The 16,405-nt window shown below is 59.5% G+C and carries 11 protein-coding genes; 3 read left to right on the top strand and 8 right to left on the bottom strand.

Annotated features, from left to right (window positions below; translation table 11 throughout):
* Positions 1 to 6: 6 nt before the first annotated feature.
* From BJP62_RS05140 to BJP62_RS05160, 5 genes are read right to left on the bottom strand one after another with little or no spacing between them, the layout of a single operon-like run.
* Positions 7 to 3,105, bottom strand: coding sequence for a type I restriction endonuclease subunit R (locus tag BJP62_RS05140; RefSeq protein ID WP_070527377.1), 3,099 nt, complete (start codon positions 3,103 to 3,105; stop codon positions 7 to 9).
* Positions 3,092 to 4,498: a restriction endonuclease subunit S gene (locus BJP62_RS05145; protein WP_070527380.1), complete on the bottom strand. Its 1,407-nt coding sequence runs from the start codon at positions 4,496 to 4,498 to the stop codon at positions 3,092 to 3,094. The genes BJP62_RS05140 and BJP62_RS05145 overlap by 14 nt, the downstream gene beginning before the upstream one ends.
* A complete protein-coding gene (locus BJP62_RS05150) occupies positions 4,498 to 6,894 on the bottom strand; it encodes a class I SAM-dependent DNA methyltransferase (RefSeq protein WP_070527383.1) in 2,397 nt (798 codons plus the stop codon). Before BJP62_RS05150 ends, BJP62_RS05145 begins: the two co-directional genes overlap by 1 nt.
* An 11-nt stretch (positions 6,895 to 6,905) precedes the next feature.
* Positions 6,906 to 8,624: a DUF262 domain-containing protein gene (locus BJP62_RS05155; RefSeq protein ID WP_070527385.1), complete on the bottom strand. Its 1,719-nt coding sequence runs from the start codon at positions 8,622 to 8,624 to the stop codon at positions 6,906 to 6,908.
* 15 nt (positions 8,625 to 8,639) lie between these two features.
* Entirely contained in the window at positions 8,640 to 9,560 is a 921-nt protein-coding gene (locus tag BJP62_RS05160) for a WYL domain-containing protein (RefSeq protein WP_236943667.1), read from the bottom strand.
* 143 nt (positions 9,561 to 9,703) lie between these two features.
* Between BJP62_RS05160 and BJP62_RS05165 the strand changes: the two genes are divergently transcribed.
* Genes BJP62_RS05165 through BJP62_RS17880 form a run of 3 tightly spaced genes read left to right on the top strand, consistent with a single transcriptional unit; the run spans position 9,704 to position 13,516 of the window.
* A complete protein-coding gene (locus BJP62_RS05165) occupies positions 9,704 to 11,377 on the top strand; it encodes a hypothetical protein (protein WP_145927107.1) in 1,674 nt (557 codons plus the stop codon).
* The gene (locus tag BJP62_RS05170; protein WP_070527390.1) at positions 11,374 to 12,588 is read left to right on the top strand and encodes a hypothetical protein; all 1,215 of its coding nucleotides are present in this window, start codon (positions 11,374 to 11,376) and stop codon (positions 12,586 to 12,588) included. The genes BJP62_RS05165 and BJP62_RS05170 overlap by 4 nt, the downstream gene beginning before the upstream one ends.
* A 55-nt stretch (positions 12,589 to 12,643) precedes the next feature.
* Entirely contained in the window at positions 12,644 to 13,516 is an 873-nt protein-coding gene (locus BJP62_RS17880; protein ID WP_145927108.1) for a putative molybdenum carrier protein, read from the top strand.
* Positions 13,517 to 13,620: 104 nt separating this feature from the next.
* On the opposite strand, the gene BJP62_RS05180 is transcribed toward BJP62_RS17880, so the two are convergent.
* The 3 genes from BJP62_RS05180 to BJP62_RS05190 are packed head-to-tail and all read right to left on the bottom strand — an operon-like array spanning position 13,621 to position 16,376.
* Positions 13,621 to 14,982 carry a hypothetical protein gene (locus BJP62_RS05180; RefSeq protein ID WP_070527392.1) on the bottom strand — a complete coding sequence of 454 codons (1,362 nt, stop codon included), beginning with the start codon at positions 14,980 to 14,982 and terminating at the stop codon, positions 13,621 to 13,623.
* The gene (locus BJP62_RS05185; protein ID WP_070527394.1) at positions 14,983 to 15,861 is read right to left on the bottom strand and encodes a plasmid partitioning protein RepB C-terminal domain-containing protein; all 879 of its coding nucleotides are present in this window, start codon (positions 15,859 to 15,861) and stop codon (positions 14,983 to 14,985) included. It lies immediately after the preceding gene.
* Complete coding sequence (locus BJP62_RS05190; protein WP_205701011.1) at positions 15,858 to 16,376, bottom strand: plasmid partitioning protein RepB C-terminal domain-containing protein; 519 nt, start codon at positions 16,374 to 16,376, stop codon at positions 15,858 to 15,860. The genes BJP62_RS05185 and BJP62_RS05190 overlap by 4 nt, the downstream gene beginning before the upstream one ends.
* Positions 16,377 to 16,405: the final 29 nt, after the last annotated feature.

Below are 16,405 nucleotides of genomic sequence, written 5' to 3' on the forward strand. Positions count from 1 at the left end.
TCCTCCTCATACCGACGCCCCTGTCTGCGGCGGTGCCTTTGGCGGCATCGCACCCTGCTGATAAGTCGCATCGAACACCATATCCGTCAGCCAGCGCTTGAAGTTGGAGTTGTCGCTGAACTGTTTGAACAGCTCGGTGTGATCGGACAGCAGTTCCAGCACGACGCGGTTGAGTGCCTTGTCGTGTTCCAGCTTGGCGTTTTGCTTGTCGGAGTTCGCCTGCGCGTTCTGATAGGCCTTGTCTTGGGCTACGCGTGCTGGAATTTCTTCAGCGATCACCTTGCGGATCTTGTCCTCATCCTTCCACGGGATATTGCCGAACAGGTCGTTGAAGGTTTTGATGATGTTCGACAGCCGGTCGATTTCGGGCTCGCCCTTGCCACCACCACCGCCCGGAGGAACGGGCTCAACCGTGGCATCGGTATCGTCCATCGCCATCTTGAGCGCCGCTTGGGCTTCCACGCGGTAGCTATCCATATCGACAGATTCCAGTACGCCCTTGGAAAGGTCTTCCTCCTTGGGGGCGGGCAACTTCGGAATGAGAAAATTCAGGAAGATCGACAGCTTCTCCCACGCCGGGTGACCGTAATTCAGGATCGCCGCGAGGAAGCCATAGCTGCGCACGAAAGCCTTGGCCTTACCCTTGAATTTCACCTGCCCGTCTTCGTCGAGGTTTTCCTTGTACTCCTCCACGCACAGGTCAAGTATCGGGTCGAGCTTGTCCCGATCAGCACCGCCAAGGTAAAGCGCGACCAAGTCCTCGACCTGTTGCCAGCTATACACCTGCTGCCCGTCGAGCTCGGTTTTCAGGTCGTGCAGCTTGTTGGCGTCGGTTTCGCCGGTCTGGATGGTGGCGCGGTAGTAGTCCTGGAATGCAGCCTTTACGGCCTCGGCGTTGTCCGCGAAGTCGAGTACGAAGGTATCGTGCTTTTGCGGATGCGCCCGGTTAAGGCGCGACAGCGTCTGCACCGCCAGCACGCCCGCCAAGGGCTTGTCCACATACATCGTGTGCAGCAAGGGCTCATCAAAACCAGTGACGAATTTGTTGGCGACGATGAGGAAGCGATACGGGTCTTGCTTGAGATTGGCCGGAATGTCCTTGCTCGGGAAATCATTCAGATCGGCCTCGGTTTTCTTCTCGCCTGCGATCTCGAAGTCACCCGAGTACGCCACGATGGCCTTGTACGGGCTCTTGATCTGAGTGAGGTAGTCGGACACCTCACGGTAGTAGTCGATGGCCCGCGCGATGCCGTTGCACACAATCATCGCCCGCGCCTTGCCGCCGATCTTCTGTTTGCCCACCACCTGTGCGACGAAGTGATCGACCATGATCTCGGCCTTGCGGCGGATGGCCTTGTCGTGCGACTCGACGTAGTGGCGAATCTTCTTCAGCGCCTTCACCTTGTCGAATTCGGGATCGTCTTCGACTGTCTTGGCGACCTGGTAGAAGCTGTCAAAGCTGGTGTAGTTCTCCACCACATCCAGAATGAACTTCTCCTGGATGGCCTGTTTGGTGGTGTAGGTCAGCTCCTCCGGCGAGCGGAACTGCACCTTGTCACCAACGACGATCTTCTCGCCGAACAATTCCAGCGTCTTGTTCTTGGGCGTGGCGGTGAAGGCGAAGTAGCTGGCGTTCGACAGCAGCTTCCGTGACTGAATGCGCTTCTCGATCTCCGCGTTCACGGCATCCTGCGTGGCGTCCTCTTCAAAATCTTCCTCTTCGGTTTGCCCGCTGCCTGATTCGTTGGCGGTTTTTCCGCCGAGGGCCTCGTGCATCTTTCCGGTAATCTTGCCGCCCTGACTGGAATGCGCCTCGTCGATCAGCAACGCGAATTTATTGCCGGACAGGTCACCCAGTTCGTCGAGGATGAACGGGAACTTCTGCACTGTGGTGACGATGATCTTCTTGCCTTTTTGCAGGAAGCTACGCAACTCCTGTGCGTTGTCGGAGTGGCCGAGGATGGACGCGACGTGGTCATAGCCTTTGATGGTGCGGGCGATCTGCGTGTCCAGCGCGCGCCGGTCGGTGATGACGATGATCGAGTCGAATTGCGCCGTGAGCGGGTCTGCGGCAGTGCGCAGCTCCACCAACTGATGTGCCAGCCAAGCAATTGTGTTGCTCTTGCCGCTGCCCGCCGAGTGCTGGATCAGGTAGCGCTTGCCCACCCCATCGGCACGGGCACGATGCAGCAGCGCACGCACAGTGCGAAGCTGATGGAAGCGCGGGAAGATCTGTTTGCGCTTTTTGCGTTTCTTGCCATTGGCATCGGCTTCCTCTTCCTCCACCACCTGCGCGTAGCTCTCGATGATGTTGGCCAGCGACTCGCGCGTCAAAACCGACTTCCACAAATAGTCGGTTTTCAGGCCATTCGGGTTGGGCGGGCTGCCCGCGCCGCTGTTCCAGCCCTGATTGAACGGCAGGAACCACGAGGCCTTGCCCTTCAGCTCCGTGCAGAACGCGGCCTCCGCGTCATCCACTGCGATGTGCGCCACACAACGCCCCAACTGGAACAGCAACTCCTGCGGGCTGCGCGTGGTTTGGTACTGGACGATGGCGTCGGCCAGTGTCTGCTTGGTCAATGAGTTCTTCAACTCGAAGGTCAGCACCGGCAAGCCGTTGATGAAGATCGCCATGTCCAGCTCGTTGCCGGAGTCGTTGCTGTAGAGCAGCTGCCGGGTGACGCTGAAGATGTTCCTGCCGAAGGCCTCTGCCGCCGCCGCGTTGCCCGGCGTCGGCAGCAGCTTGTACAGATCGACGTGCACCGGCCCATGACTCACACCCTTGCGCAGCACATCGACCACGCCGCGCTTGGTAATTTCTCCCTGCAAGCGGTGCAGGAACTGGGTGCGCTTGATGCCCTCGGCGGCCAGCTCCAGCGTTTCCACCGCATCGGGTTGGGTGGCCTGCAGGAAGGCGAGCAGCTGCACGACATCCAGCGCCACATCGCGGTTGTAGTCCGTGGGCTTGCCCTGCACGTAGCCGTTGTGGGTGGCAGCGAAGTCCGTGGGAGCCAGCGCATGGCTGTACTCGGGCTGCGGAATGCCGGTCAGGCCGCGCACGATGCGCGCCTCGAACCAACGCTCGCTGGTGTCAGTCTTCGCCATTGCCATCCTCCTCTTCAGCCACGTCTTCCTGGTCATCGCCCAGCGCGGCCAATTCCTCGTCTGCCACGACGTCATCGGGGCCGGGCTGCCAGCCGCGCACATCCACCTGCCCAGTGACCACATCGGCAATCAGTCGGTCGCGGTATTCGCGGATGAGCTTGATTTCATTCATCGCCTGCTCGATGGCAGCGTCCAGAGGTGCGCCTTCGGACTTGATATGACTCACGATGTCCTGCTGCTCGACAATGGCGGATGGCATTGCCACAGGGAATCTCCCGAGCACGGTTTCCGCAATGGCGGGGTACGCAATTCCGATGGAATTAGCCGTGACTCGATCAACGAAAGCACTGCTCTGAATGACGTAGCCAAGGTATTCCGGCTCAACGCCACTTCCAGGTGTCAGCGCCGCGAAACCGGTCGAAGCGATCAGGTCATGCGCATCCTCATTGACATACCAAATCGCTTTCAGATATGTCCGCACAGTCGAAATGATGGTGTCGCCACGTTTCAGGATTCGCCGTGCGCGGGACGGTGCGGACTCAAAGCGAATTCGCTCAAGCTCCTTTACCAAGCGGCCTGTTTTCACCGATCCGATGTCCACATAGCGAAATTCAAAATCCGGGTCGGTTTTCTCTCCGAGTGCGCTGGCGTTAAGGCATACCCAGCGTTTGAGTGGCTTGACTACCCAATGCCCTGGAATCTCGCCCAGCCATTCGATGCCTGAGGGTTTCAGCGCCACCGATGCATCAAGGCCGCGCGTGACGGCGTGGTCGATGATGCGCAGCTTCTGCTCGGTCAGCAGCGCGATGAGGTCGCGCTTGGCTTTGATGAGGCGAGCAATGTGCGCGTCCTGCGCGCGCAGGTAGGCGACGATCTGGTCTTGCTCGGGGCGCGGGGGGACAGGAATCTCAAGCCCCGCGAAGCGATCCGAGTAGAGGCGCAAGAAGCCCGAGGTACCGGTACCAAGCCCCTTCGATTCAGAACGAAACAGTCCGCGCATTGGCCACGAGCGGAACAGGTGGCCGAGATATTCGGGGTTGTCATCGCGCAGCAAGCGAAACACTGCGTAGTCCGGGCTAACCAAGCCGGACAGTTGATTCCGGAAGAACATAGCGTTGCCCGCCTGCATGCGGTTCAGTACAAGTTCGTCCGGTTGCGCTTTTTTGTAGCCAATCAGATTTTCTGGGGCGATGCGCTTAACCGAAACATCGTTGTGCGGAACCAAGCCTCGATGCTGGCGCATCGACAGCAGCATTTCTTCACCTGTTTTCGTGCGGTCGTCGATTTCACGCAGGAAGTTTTTGGCCCGCAATAAAGACCAGTGCTCCGGAACTTGGGGAACCCAGCGGGAGCGGACTGGCTGGTAGTTCGGATAAGAGCTCGTCGCCACCATTACGCCGTCCCCACAATTTTGTGCAGCAAGCCTTCGGTCTGCTGCTCCAGCTTCAGGATGTCGGCACGGATCTGATCCAGCGTGCGCAGCGGCGTCGGTTTGTAGAAGTAGCGGGCAAACGAAATCTCATAGCCGATCTGGGTCTTGTCCATCGCGATCCAGGCATCCGTTGCGTGCGGCAGCACTTCGCGCGCAAAAAACGCGTCGATGCCACCCGGTTCCTTGAGGGGCACCTGCTCGGTGTCGCGCAGCTCCGAGTCCGCCTCGTACTCGACCATGAAGCGATCCTTGCCCATGATTTCCAGATACGCGCCGTCGTGGCCGGGTTCGAAGAAGTCCCCAGCCTTGAGTTTGCTGCGTTTGGCAATAACGGGGGGGGCCGTTTCGTCGCGCCAGCTCACCGCCTTGTAGATCGCCTTCTTCTCCGGCGCGCCCGGCTTCTTGCCGTTCGCTTTCATCACGGCCTCGAAGCGGGTGCGGAACACGTTGTGGTCATCGAACAGAGCCTGACCGATTTCCTTTTGCGCCAGCAGCGCCAGCTCGACCAGCCCCTTGTCGCGCAGCCACGTCGCAGAGTCCAGCAGCTTCTTGCGGCGTTTGGCAGGCACTACCTTCTTGGCGGCCTTGCTGTCGCCTTCATCATCTTCGCTGTCGTCCTCTTCTTCGCTCTCGTCTTCACCTTTCAACCAGGCGTCAATGGCAGGCTTGAGCTTGGCGAACTCGGTGTAGAGCTTGTCGCCATGTGTGGCGTAGATTTCGGCGCGCAGTGCTTCGTCACCCGATGCAAAACGCAGGGATTCAATGCTGTCTGACTTGAGTTGGCTTTTGAGGCGCAGCGGACGCTCGACCGTGATCTTCCAGTAACCGAAATCGGCGGTGTCGAACCACTTGGACTCGCTTACCTCTAGCGCTGCGTTCTGCGGCTCGCCGAGGTACAAATCCATGATGCGTTGAATGTCCACTTCGGAGAGTTCGCAGTTCTTCTTGCCCAAGTTGCGGCGCAACGGCTGGAACCACTTGCTGGCGTCGATCAACTGCACGCGGCCACGGCGCGCTTCGGCTTTCTTGTTGGCCAGCACCCAGATGTAGGTAGCAATGCCGGTGTTGTAGAAGATGTTGAGCGGTAGCGCGATGATGGCTTCGAGCCAGTCGTTCTCCAGCACCCAGCGCCGGATGTTGCTCTCGCCCTGGCCTGCGTCGCCGGTGAACAAGGCCGACCCGTTATGGACAAGCGCGATGCGGCTGCCCAGTTTGTTGTTGGGCGTGTTGCGCTTCATCTTCTGCAGCTTGTTCACCTGGAACATGAGCTGGCCATCGCTGGATCGCGTGATGAGCTTGAACTCGGCATTGCCGCCGTGATTGACGATGAAGCGCGGGTCGCTGAACTCCTTCTTGCCGCCCATTCGCTCCAGATCGGTTTTCCAACTCTTGCCATACGGCGGGTTGGAGATCATGAAATCGAATTCGCGCGAACGGAACTGGTCAGCCGACAGCGTCGATTTGTCCGCTCCACCGACGATGTTCTCGGCCTCTTCGCCTTCGCCTTTCAGGAGCAGGTCAGCTTTGCAGATGGCATAGGTTTCGTCGCTGATTTCCTGGCCGAACAGGTGGATGGACACCTCCTTGCCGTGCGCCTCCGCCAGTTCGTGCAAGGCTTCTTCAGCTACGGTCAGCATCCCGCCCGTGCCGCAGCTACCGTCGTACAACGAGTAGGTGCTGGACTCGATCCGGTCGGCCACCGGGAGGAACAGCAGCTTGGCCATGAGCTGCACCACGTCGCGCGGGGTGAAGTGCTCGCCTGCCTCTTCATTGTTGTCTTCGTTGAAGCGCCGGATCAGCTCTTCAAACACGGTGCCCATGCCATGGTTGTCCAAGGCCGGGAGCTTGATGCGTCCGTCTGCATCCTTGATCGGCATCGGCGCAAGGTTGACCTCGGGGTCGAGGAAGTCTTCGATCAGATAGCCCAGCACATGGGAATCCACGAGCTTCTGGATTTGGTTGCGGAAGTTGAACTTGGTGAGAATTTCCTGCACGTTAGGCGAGAAGCCGTCCAGATACGCAATGAAGTCATCGCGCAGGCGCTGCCCCGCTGCACTGGCTTTCAGCTTGGCCAGCGTGAACTCGGAGACGTTGTAGAACGCCTGTCCGGCCGCCATTCGCAGCGCGCCGTCCTGCTCGGCCACCTTGTGGGTGTCGAGAAACTTCTTGCGCTCCAGCACCGCCTGCTTGGTTGATTCGAGCACGGCGTCGAGCCGCCGCAGCACGGTGAAGGGAAGGATCACGTCACGGTACTTGCCGCGCACGTAGACGTCGCGCAAGCGGTCGTCGGCGATGTTCCAGATGAAGTCGGAAATCCACTTTATCTGGCTTTGGTCTTGTTGCTGCTTCTTCTGCATCGATACGTTCCTCAGTTCGCCGCAGCGCCGGTGGCGACGGCGAGATTCCAATGTTCTTTGAGTACGCCCACAAGGCGTTGCTGGCGCTCGGCCAGAAGCGTGGGCGTCCACTCGTTTTCTGATCTGACTTCCTGCGTCAGCACGAAGGGCGACGCCGTGCCCTTGCCCCTGAAGTAGGCGTCCTTCTTCTTGGCAAAGTCGTAGTTGCTGGCAGACGAGTTCTTGTTCCTATCCAGCGGAACCAGATTGGCCAAACGGTGCGTCCAACCATCGCGCTCGTCTTCGTCCGGGAACCACTTGATCCAGTCCGAACCGTCGGGCGGTGTTTGCGGAAGGACGTGCTCCAGCGACACGGCATCTTGGAGCTGCACGCCGGGGGCGCGCACCAAGGACTCAAGGCGCAAGACCAGCGCCATCCGTGCCTTGGGCAGATCGTCGTAAACGTCGCCATCGAGTGCCGCGACGAACTTGCGTTTTTGCGCGTCTGTCAGGGCCAGAGTGGTGAGCTCGGCCAGATGCCCCTTGAAGGTGTCCGGTTCGATTTCCTTGGTGAGAGCGGCGTAGGTTTCAATGCGCTCGTTGATGCCCACCTTGGTGACCAGCAGGAAGTAGGTCAGGCGTTCCAGCGACTGGAAAAATTCTGCAAGCAGTTTGGGCTGCTGCCGGAAGCGCTTGAAATAGACCAGTGCTGGGGGCACCCAGTCCTTGAAGTCCACGCGGTTGAGCCAAGACAGGTGCTCGTTGATGGCCTCGGCGTGCTCTGTGGCTTCAAAGTCGGCATCGCGCACGAAGTCCCACACTTCGGCGTAGGGTTTGATCACCTTGTCGACGAGGTCGATTGGGGTCTTGTACTCGGTGACGTGCTCCTGGAACTCCTTGACCAGGATGTACTTCTGCTTCTTCTTGGCGTAGATGCTGCGGATGTGACCAAACAGGTCACCGAAGGCGTCTCGACCCAGCGAGCTTTCGATCCGACTCCACTCTTTGGCGTAGGCGCGGCTCTTGACGTCGCCTGCCGTGGTGCGAATCAGGCCCAGCACCTGCGCCTTGATGATGTCGATAGGCGCGAGGTCGAGCCCCCGGTTGTTGAGTACGGAGAAGATGCGGTACGCGGCTTCGAGGTCGGGCGTGGAGATGACAACCAGCGAGCAGTCGTTGGCGAGGAACTGCCACAGAGCGGTCAGTTCGGCAGGCGGAAGCGCCTTGGCCTTTTCGAGCAGCAGCGTGGCGTTTTCGCGGTAACGCAGACGGCTGTCTTTCAGCTTGTCGGTACTGGCGACCAACTGTGCGATGCCACCCGGTTCCTGAATGTTGGTGCGGAAGAAGTCGGCATCCTCCTCGCGAGCTGTCAGGCGGTACTCGTTCTTCTCGCCCAGACTGACCTTGCCCTTTTTATAGAGGAAGTCGGTGATGTCGTCTGCCGCATCCGGCATCACGGTGCGCAGCACAGCAAAAAGCATCGTGAGCGTGGACAAGCGCTGCTGGCCATCGACAACCGACGACTTCGGGTCCCGGTCATTTTTGATCAGAACAATGCTACCGAGGAAGTATTGGCTGCTGGCTCCGGAGACGCGCGCGTCCTGCATCGCCGAATACAGATCATCGAACAACTCTGTGGCCTGCTCAGTTGTCCAGGCGTATGGGCGCTGGTAGTCCGGAACCTCGAACTGGTAGCTGCCTTCGAAAATCTCCCGGATCAGCTTGTCGTGGGCTTCAAGTGTCTTGGCCATCGGTTTTCTTCGTTCCTATCGTTTCTTTAGACTGCCCGGGGTTTGGTAGCCCGGAGCCAGCTTTGCGTTCTCGACGCCATACAAGGCCAGCGGGTCGCTGAGCCACAGGCGGTACTGTTCTTCTTTCAGGCAATGGTCTGGCGACGCATCGACGCTCCAGCGCAGCAGCATGTAGCCCGCCACGGCCGCGCGTACACGCATCCGGATTGAGCCGTCGGTCATCCCGTAGTCCATCTTGATGATCTCTGGCCGGGCTAGGCGTGGATGCGGTACGAAGTCCAGCTCGACGATGCGGGTCCATTGGATGTCATTGTCCGGACGTTCGTTGGCCTTGGTTTCCTCATTGAGCAAGGTCGGCGCTTCGATGCGCGTGACAACAAAGTCACGGAACTCGCCGCTCTTCCGATCAAAGGCCCGGACGTGCCAGCGCAGGCCTGTATCCACCAGGGCGAAAGGCACGATGACCCGTTCGGACTCACCGCTGCTCATCGAGTGGTAGCGGATTGCCACCGGGCACTTGGCGTGGATGGCGCGGCAAATCGGCGCAAGAACCTCCATCCTCGGGCAACTCAAGACCGCTGGCGATTCGCAGGGCAGCAGGGGATGTGATTCGCCGTTTACGCCATCCCCAAATCCCAATGCGAGCGCCGACAGCACACGCTGCGATCCGTGCTCAAACAAGGGCACGAAGTCCTTGCCGATGCGATAAATCTTGCTGCTGCCATCGAACTCTATGTTCTGCGGCGCGATCTCCCGGTACAGCGCCAAGTCGCGGGTCGCCCCAGCCGGGGCTACCCCGAAACGACTGGTCAGGTCAGGCCGCCCGATCTCTCCGAAGAAGTAGAGCCGGAAGTCGATATAGGCCAGCCGTTCGCGCTGGGCGTGGCTCAGGCTTTCGACGCGCTGAGGGTGCATGACGGGCATCTTCTTATCCACGAGCAGCAATCGTCACTCTAGATGCGGACACTTCAAAGACCATGATTTGCAATGTTATCTAATCAAATTGATGATAGTATGCCACTAATCTATAACAGATGGCAACCGCTTGGACACGCCCGGTTGCTGCCGTGGAGGGATGGATGATGGTCAATATCGCTGCATTAATGAAAGCACTGCCGGTTTCTGCGCTGGAGCCGAATCAGGTAGCGTCCATTGGCGGCTTCATCGAAGTTCCGAATGGTCGTGACTGGCAGGGAAGAATCACTCTGCTGGAGCCACCCGCAGGCCGGCGTGTGTCTTACATCGAGCCCGTCGAGGCGCTGGAAAAACTGCTGCGCCACCAAGGTGCCATACAGGAGGCTGCGCGGGTGAGCGCGAGCGAAGCCGTGGCTCGAATGAAGAAGGACTTGGAGGATGCCCGCTGGGTCAACTTCTTTGACGATCTTGAACCCGAATCACCCGAATGCCTGCCGCTGCCTGACTTCATGACGTGGCTGCGTGGCGAGAAGCTGGTTCCGTCCAACATCATGGACTTTTTCGAGCAGGCAGCAGAGGTGGCAACGCATACGCCGATGTTTCGGGGGCCCGACAACTGGAACAAGCCGTGGTCGCTGGAAAGCCTGCCCGCGCTACCGCCGCCCAAGGCCATGATCGAATTCGTGCCCGGCCCGCCGTGGAATGACTTTGAATTCGACTGGGAAACACAGGACAACCCGTTTTTGCACTGGCGCGAGGCAATGCGCCCTGTGGCGCTTGATTTGGAAAAAGTGCTGGGCGAGCCGGTCTATTACTTCAAGAAATTGGGCGACGAACTGGACGACGACGCAGTACACCGCTTCCTTGTTCTGCACTGGTGCTGCACGTACAGGCCGGAATCGGCCTTCGTACGCTTTCTGTTGAAGGTTAGCGAGGCCAAGGACGTCGACGAGCTCAAGGCGGCGCTGATCAATCCGGCCAGTTACACGTACTTGTTCAAGATGAACGATGCATTCGTCGGGCTGGAGGCCTTGTCCTGCCGCATCAATTACCTGCCGACCGGGATGCACAAAACAGCCGGGGTCGTGTTCTTGACCGCGCAAGCCCGCGAGGTTGCGCAGTCGCTGCTGGCCCAGCAGATCGGCGCGCACGCTTTCATCGTTGCATCGAAGGAACTGGCAACGAGCGAATGGGTGAAGCAGGCGACGCGCTACTGCCGTGACTGGACGGTGCACTATGTGTACGACAGCAAGCTGGATGAACCCCTCGACATCCTGGCTTCGGTCGATGAGTTGTGCGTGATTGCCAACGAGCCAAGGCCGAAGTCCGGCTTCAACCTCATGCTGTCCGAACCGTGTGAAGATCTTTTGTGGATGGCTCTCAACAATGGCGTTGATGTCCATTACTACAGCACTGATCGGATGTCGCTGTACAACCCCGGCGACTGCCTGCAAAAAAGCGGCGCGCCCGAACGTGTGGCGGCACGGCAAGCGCAACGCGCGGCATTCACTCGGCAGTTGAAGGAAATCCGTCTCGACAACGATTTCGGAAGCAGCGGTTTGTGGAGTGCCGAAGGCAAGATGCTGGGTTATGACCTGTTGGATTTGCCGTTCCCGCTGGTGCGACGCATCGCTACGTGGCAACGGGACTACGACGACACGATAGATCCGCCGGACATGGGCGACGACGCCTGGTGGGATCGCCACGAACAGGAGGTGCTTGAGCTGGCCACGGAGCTGCAAATGGCCTTGAGTTCGGAAGTGGCGGTCAATCTCCGTCGGCCAGAAGGCTGGATGACCATCGATCAGATCATCCGCGCGAAGGGAGGCAATGTATGAAATTGGGCTGGAGCAAGAGTGATGAACCGGGGTCGCCACTGTCACGCGAGATTAGGCGTAACTGCGGGCAACTGCTCGGTCGGCTGGATGACCTGCTGCCCTGTCTCTACATTGCGCAGTACGGCGCATCTGGGAGAGAACTACGTGAGCGTGAAACGGAAACCGCTCCGGGCTTGTTCGCCGTTGGTGCGCGTACGGGTGGTGATCGCCCCGGCGTCGCGCCACGCGTGGGTTTGATCCTGCCGCTTCATTTGTGTCGCGACGAGAAGGCACGCGTGGCGCTTGAGGGAATCCCTGCTCTGATTCAAAGCCCGCAGACCACAATGTCGGACAGACGGCGCGACGTACAAGCCAGACTTGACGAGGCGTTCGGCGGCAATCTGATGGTCGCGGACAAGGAAAGCCTTGATGGCTTCTTCGCGCTCAGGCCCGGCCCCGGTCTTTTCAGTGCGCTCCATCAGTCGTTCGATTACGTCACCGAGGTCATGGACGACGCGGCTGGCGCGGTTCGCATAGCGGACACCATGCACTTCCGATGGAGCAGCTACGGCGAACTGATGGAGTGGTACCACGGCTTGCGGGGATCGGATCGTCTCGGTGCGTGGTCGGCGCTTACGCCGTTCTTCGTCTGCGGTAATACGGGGGCGCTGCATTCATACAGCACCGAGCGTTGGGCGCGTGCGGGCCTGCACCGGCCAGCCGAGGAACCCTCCAAGTGGTTCGTGATCCGCCCCGGATTGCCTGACGCCCAGATCGGAATCCGGCTGGAAATGGAGGAGTACGGCTGGGCGAAGCTGCATCTGACGCTCGACACCACGACAGCCACGATTCACCTGTCCGAAGTGTTCGACCCGTTCAATGAGATGGTCGCCTGGGGCCGTGAAATCGACGAAGGCGACCTGCCGATCCAAATGGAGATCGATGAGGAAGGACAGGAAGCCGTACTGACGGTGCTTTGCACTGAAAATCCGGAGCGGGTGCTGCTGCGCGTGACCCGGAAGTACACGGATGAGGTGTTATTGGAAGGCATCGTGGCGCGCGCCACCTTGGCCGCAACACTGAAATCCGAACTGCGCCGCTTCTTTACGACGGAGTTCGACCCACGCCATTGGGATTTGAGTGGCGACGACCTCGATGACAAAGACAAGGATGACTATGTCCAGGTCAAAGATTGTGTGCTGAATCATGCGTGGCTCGCAACAGACAAGTGATCGTGCGATGACAACCTGCAGCGAGAGGACTCAATTCGTACCCATCCTTACCGTCATGGTGGATTACGGCAACGCGCCGTTTCTGTGGTTGGTCGACAACCCAGATGAAGTTGGTGTCGGCGGAAATCTCTGTGACGGCGTCGCTTGGGATCAGTCTTTTCCGATGTCGGAAAATCTGTGGCAGAAATTCGCGGACTGGGCTATTGAGTTCGACCAGACGGCGTTCTATTCCGATAATTTCGATGCGGATAGCTGGGACTGGATCGAATTCCATGCTCGCGGATTGCAACTGTCGCGTTGGCTGAAGGAGGAAGTCGGAGAGTCGTACCGCGTTGTCTATGACAAGGCCTACGAAGATCCCAATCACCGTATAGGCGAACGCGCTGAAGTCCTTGCAGATGGTCTGCTGTTGCCGCTGCCCCCGTTTCGCAGTTCTTTGCGATACCCGATCCGTTTCTGTGAGCACATTGTCTCCGGTGGACAGACTGGCGCGGATCGCGGTGCGCTGGATTTTGCCATCACGCATGGCTACACGCACGGCGGTTGGGCACCGCGTGGACGCGAAGCTGAGGATGGCGTCATTCCTGCGAAATACCAGCTTATCGAACTGACTGATGGCGGCTACCGCCAGCGCACACGCCGCAACGTGGAGGATAGCGACGGCACCCTGATCATCAACCTCGGCGAACTGGATGGCGGGACGAAGGCAACTAGAATCTTCGCCGAGCAGATGGGGAAGCCTTGTCTCATCGTGCAGCTCGACGCCGGAGTCACGGTGGAGGTTGCCTCCAGCGTGCTTGCATGGCTGCGCGAGCATGCCATCAGAACCCTGAACGTCGCAGGCCCACGCGAGAGCAAGCGACTGGGTATCTACCGTTTGACGGTCGAACTGCTGCAAACAGTCGATGCCACGCTTCACCCCAAGTGACGCCTTTCACGTGTGCTCGGCGAAATGAGCGAAATCAGCGAAATAAGAGGCCCGACAAGCACTTGCGGGCAATCCAACCCGGCGAAACGAGCGAAATGAGCTTCCTACCAAACGGGCCAGTACACTCGCGTCGGTGTGCCCGGTGTGTCGGCAGGCCGCTCGATCCACTGCACGCTGATTCTGGGCGGCGTGGCCGCCAATAATTGCTCGAGGCTGGAATCGATCTGCGCCTTGGATACCTTGCCCTTGAAGCATTCCGCGCTGATCTGGCTGCGCGTGGCTTGGCCTCGTTCGCGTAGAAAGGCCAGCACACGATTCGACAATTCCAACACCTGCGCCAACTTCGCGTCCTCGGCGGCACTGACGAACACGAACCGGATAGACGCCGTGGCATGGCGAATCCAGGCCATCGCCGCATCGATGTGCTGGGCATCAATGCGGATTTGCAGGTCGGTGAGTGCCATCAGCATCGCCAGCCGCAGTAGCATCGGGGCTCGGCGTTCCAGTAGCGCGCCGACCATGCTGTCGCCGAGATCACTGTTCAGTTCGCTCCGGTACAACTGGCTGTAGTGCCACTGTGCCTGCGGCGACAGTTCCATCCGCAGGTGTTCGCGCAGTCCGTGTTGATTGGCTTGGGCGAACGCCAGCACCTCTTGCGTTCGTGCAGCCAACCGCTCGACAGTGGCCTGTGGCGTCTCCTTCGGGAACGGCAACATCCGCGTGCGCTCTGCCCAGATCATCAGGAAGCGATTGGCAAAGCCGTTGGTGAGCTCTCGTGCGCTCATCAGGCCTGTCAGTTCGCCCGGCGAAATTGCGCCGCTCAAGCAGACGTGCGGATCACTGGCGTAAAGCCGGTTCGACTTGGTTGCGGGCTTGAGATCGACGCCATCCCAGCAATCACGCAGTGCTGCTGACAGGGTATTGCCGTCCCGCCGCCCTTGATGCAGCACGTTGGCGAACTCGGATTCGACCACCCAGAGGCGTTTGTCCTCGATGGCCGCTACGTCTTGCCTGCCTTGCCGGTAACCGTCGTGGATCAGCGCCGCCAGCCCTTCACGGGTGGACAGGCCACCCCGGTGAATTTGTGGCGCGAAGGTTTCGTCCATCGCACGCAAGGCCCGGTCGATGCGCAACACCAAGGACACCGCATCGCCCTTGCGGCCCCGGCCCGAGCGCCCGATGTGCAGACAGAACAACCGTGCGTGGTGTCGGGTGTTGCCAATGGGAAGGTACACACCGCGCCCGATGGCGCAGGACAGGTACGCAATAAAATTGACGGCGATGGCGTGCGCATTGGTTTCGGTGCCATCGCTGCCCGCACGGGCGATATCGCCAATCAGCCCGTAGAGGCAAGCTGGATCAGCCTCCGGCGCGTTGCGATGTGCGACCACGTCCGCTTCGTCGTGCTCATCGCCGTGCGGTGACGTAGCTGGCGTGGACGCACTGCCATCGGAGACTGTGCGCATTCATTTTCCATCCAGTGCCACGGTCTGGACGATATGTTCGAACTCGGCCAGTACATCGGGCTGACGCTGTGACAGGAATCGGAACACTGCCTTGTTGTCGATCAGTTTTCCAAGGTAGCCGCGTGCCAACACGAGCAGCAGCACGTCCTGACCGTAGGACTTTTCGACCAGCTTCAGTTGTCCTTGCAGATTACCCATTTCGCGCTCCATCTTGACCATCTGGTCGGCACTGATGCCACGCATCTTGCGAGGCTTTGTTTCGCCGACGAGCAGGTGCGGCGGCGTGGCCGCAAGCAGGGCTTCGGCGTAAGCTACGGTGATGTTGTTGGCGGTCAGCATCAGCTCCACACATTCGATTTGGCGCGTGGGTTTCATCTTGCGCAGAACCGATCCGAGATTGGCAGAAAAGTGCTGATCCTTGAGCAGTTCTGCCGCTTCGGCGCAGATGCCTTCCAGTAGGCTCACTTTCTTGTGAATCTGGCTGACGTCCACGTTCAAAGTCTTGGCCAGCCGGTCGGGCGTGACGCCGCGCTCGACCGCGCGCCGCAACATGTGGTGCTCCTGAATGGATGAGATGCGATTGATCCGGTTGTTGTAGGTGTAGCTTTCGTCGTCGGTAGCGACCAGACACAGCACTTCGGTATGGCCGAGTTGTTGCAACGCCAGCAAGCGCATGTGACCGTCGAGCAGTACATGCTGCCCCGCCTTGTCCGGCTTGCTCACACTCAGGGGCTCGATGAGACCGACCGCTTCCATCGATGCCAGTATCTGCTTGAACTTGCGCGAGGTCAGGATGCCTTCTGGTGTCTTGCGCGACGGCAGGATGCGTTCCAGTGGCAAGGTCAGCGGCTCGGGGATAAAACCCAGTGGCATGCTCATGCGGAGTGGCCTCCTGCCCAGACGCGTTCGGCCAGTTGTTTGGGCAAGGTGTCCAACCCTTCGGCACGTAGCAGATTGGAAAAATGCTCGTCGGCCAGCAGCTGGCGCAACGCCTCGATCACGAACAGCAGACGCTGCTGGGTGAACTCGGCTTTCTTGACCATCAATTTCTGACGCTCGACCTCATGCTGATAGTTGCGTACCAGACTGGAGGTGGTCACGGACGCGCCCTTGCGCCCGGGGCGGTGGGCCAGCGATTTGCCCAAGGCGGTGCGCCGCTGCAGCACACGGCGAGCCTGCATCAGTTGCCCACCGCGCAGCTGGCCGCTTTCATAGGCCTCCTGCAACGCGGTCTGCACCGATTCCTCATCGCTTGCGCCCGCAATGGTGATGGCTACATTGAGGGGAATCCGCCCCACCTCGACGGCAGCCAGCAGGCGCTCCTCACCTTTGTCGAACAGAAGCAGAATGCCTTTAATCCGGTGGGAAATCCCCCGGCTCTGCCGGGGTGACAGTAGAAGTTTGACTTTTCAGGGGTTGTCCA

This window comes from Jeongeupia sp. USM3 (genome assembly GCF_001808185.1).
GTDB lineage: Bacteria > Pseudomonadota > Gammaproteobacteria > Burkholderiales > Chitinibacteraceae > Jeongeupia.

Excerpts from the sequence above, each read along its gene's own strand:
- BJP62_RS05150 (WP_070527383.1), bottom strand. The coding sequence starts at position 6,894 with ATGCAGAAGAAGCAGCAACAAGACCAAAGCCAGATAAAGTGGATTTCC.
- BJP62_RS17880 (WP_145927108.1), top strand. The coding sequence starts at position 12,644 with ATGGTGGATTACGGCAACGCGCCGTTTCTGTGGTTGGTCGACAACCCA.
- BJP62_RS05155 (WP_070527385.1), bottom strand. The coding sequence starts at position 8,624 with ATGGCCAAGACACTTGAAGCCCACGACAAGCTGATCCGGGAGATTTTC.
- BJP62_RS05170 (WP_070527390.1), top strand. The coding sequence starts at position 11,374 with ATGAAATTGGGCTGGAGCAAGAGTGATGAACCGGGGTCGCCACTGTCA.
- BJP62_RS05165 (WP_145927107.1), top strand. The coding sequence starts at position 9,704 with ATGATGGTCAATATCGCTGCATTAATGAAAGCACTGCCGGTTTCTGCG.
- BJP62_RS05185 (WP_070527394.1), bottom strand. The coding sequence starts at position 15,861 with ATGAGCATGCCACTGGGTTTTATCCCCGAGCCGCTGACCTTGCCACTG.
- BJP62_RS05140 (WP_070527377.1), bottom strand. The coding sequence starts at position 3,105 with ATGGCGAAGACTGACACCAGCGAGCGTTGGTTCGAGGCGCGCATCGTG.
- BJP62_RS05180 (WP_070527392.1), bottom strand. The coding sequence starts at position 14,982 with ATGCGCACAGTCTCCGATGGCAGTGCGTCCACGCCAGCTACGTCACCG.
- BJP62_RS05145 (WP_070527380.1), bottom strand. The coding sequence starts at position 4,498 with ATGGTGGCGACGAGCTCTTATCCGAACTACCAGCCAGTCCGCTCCCGC.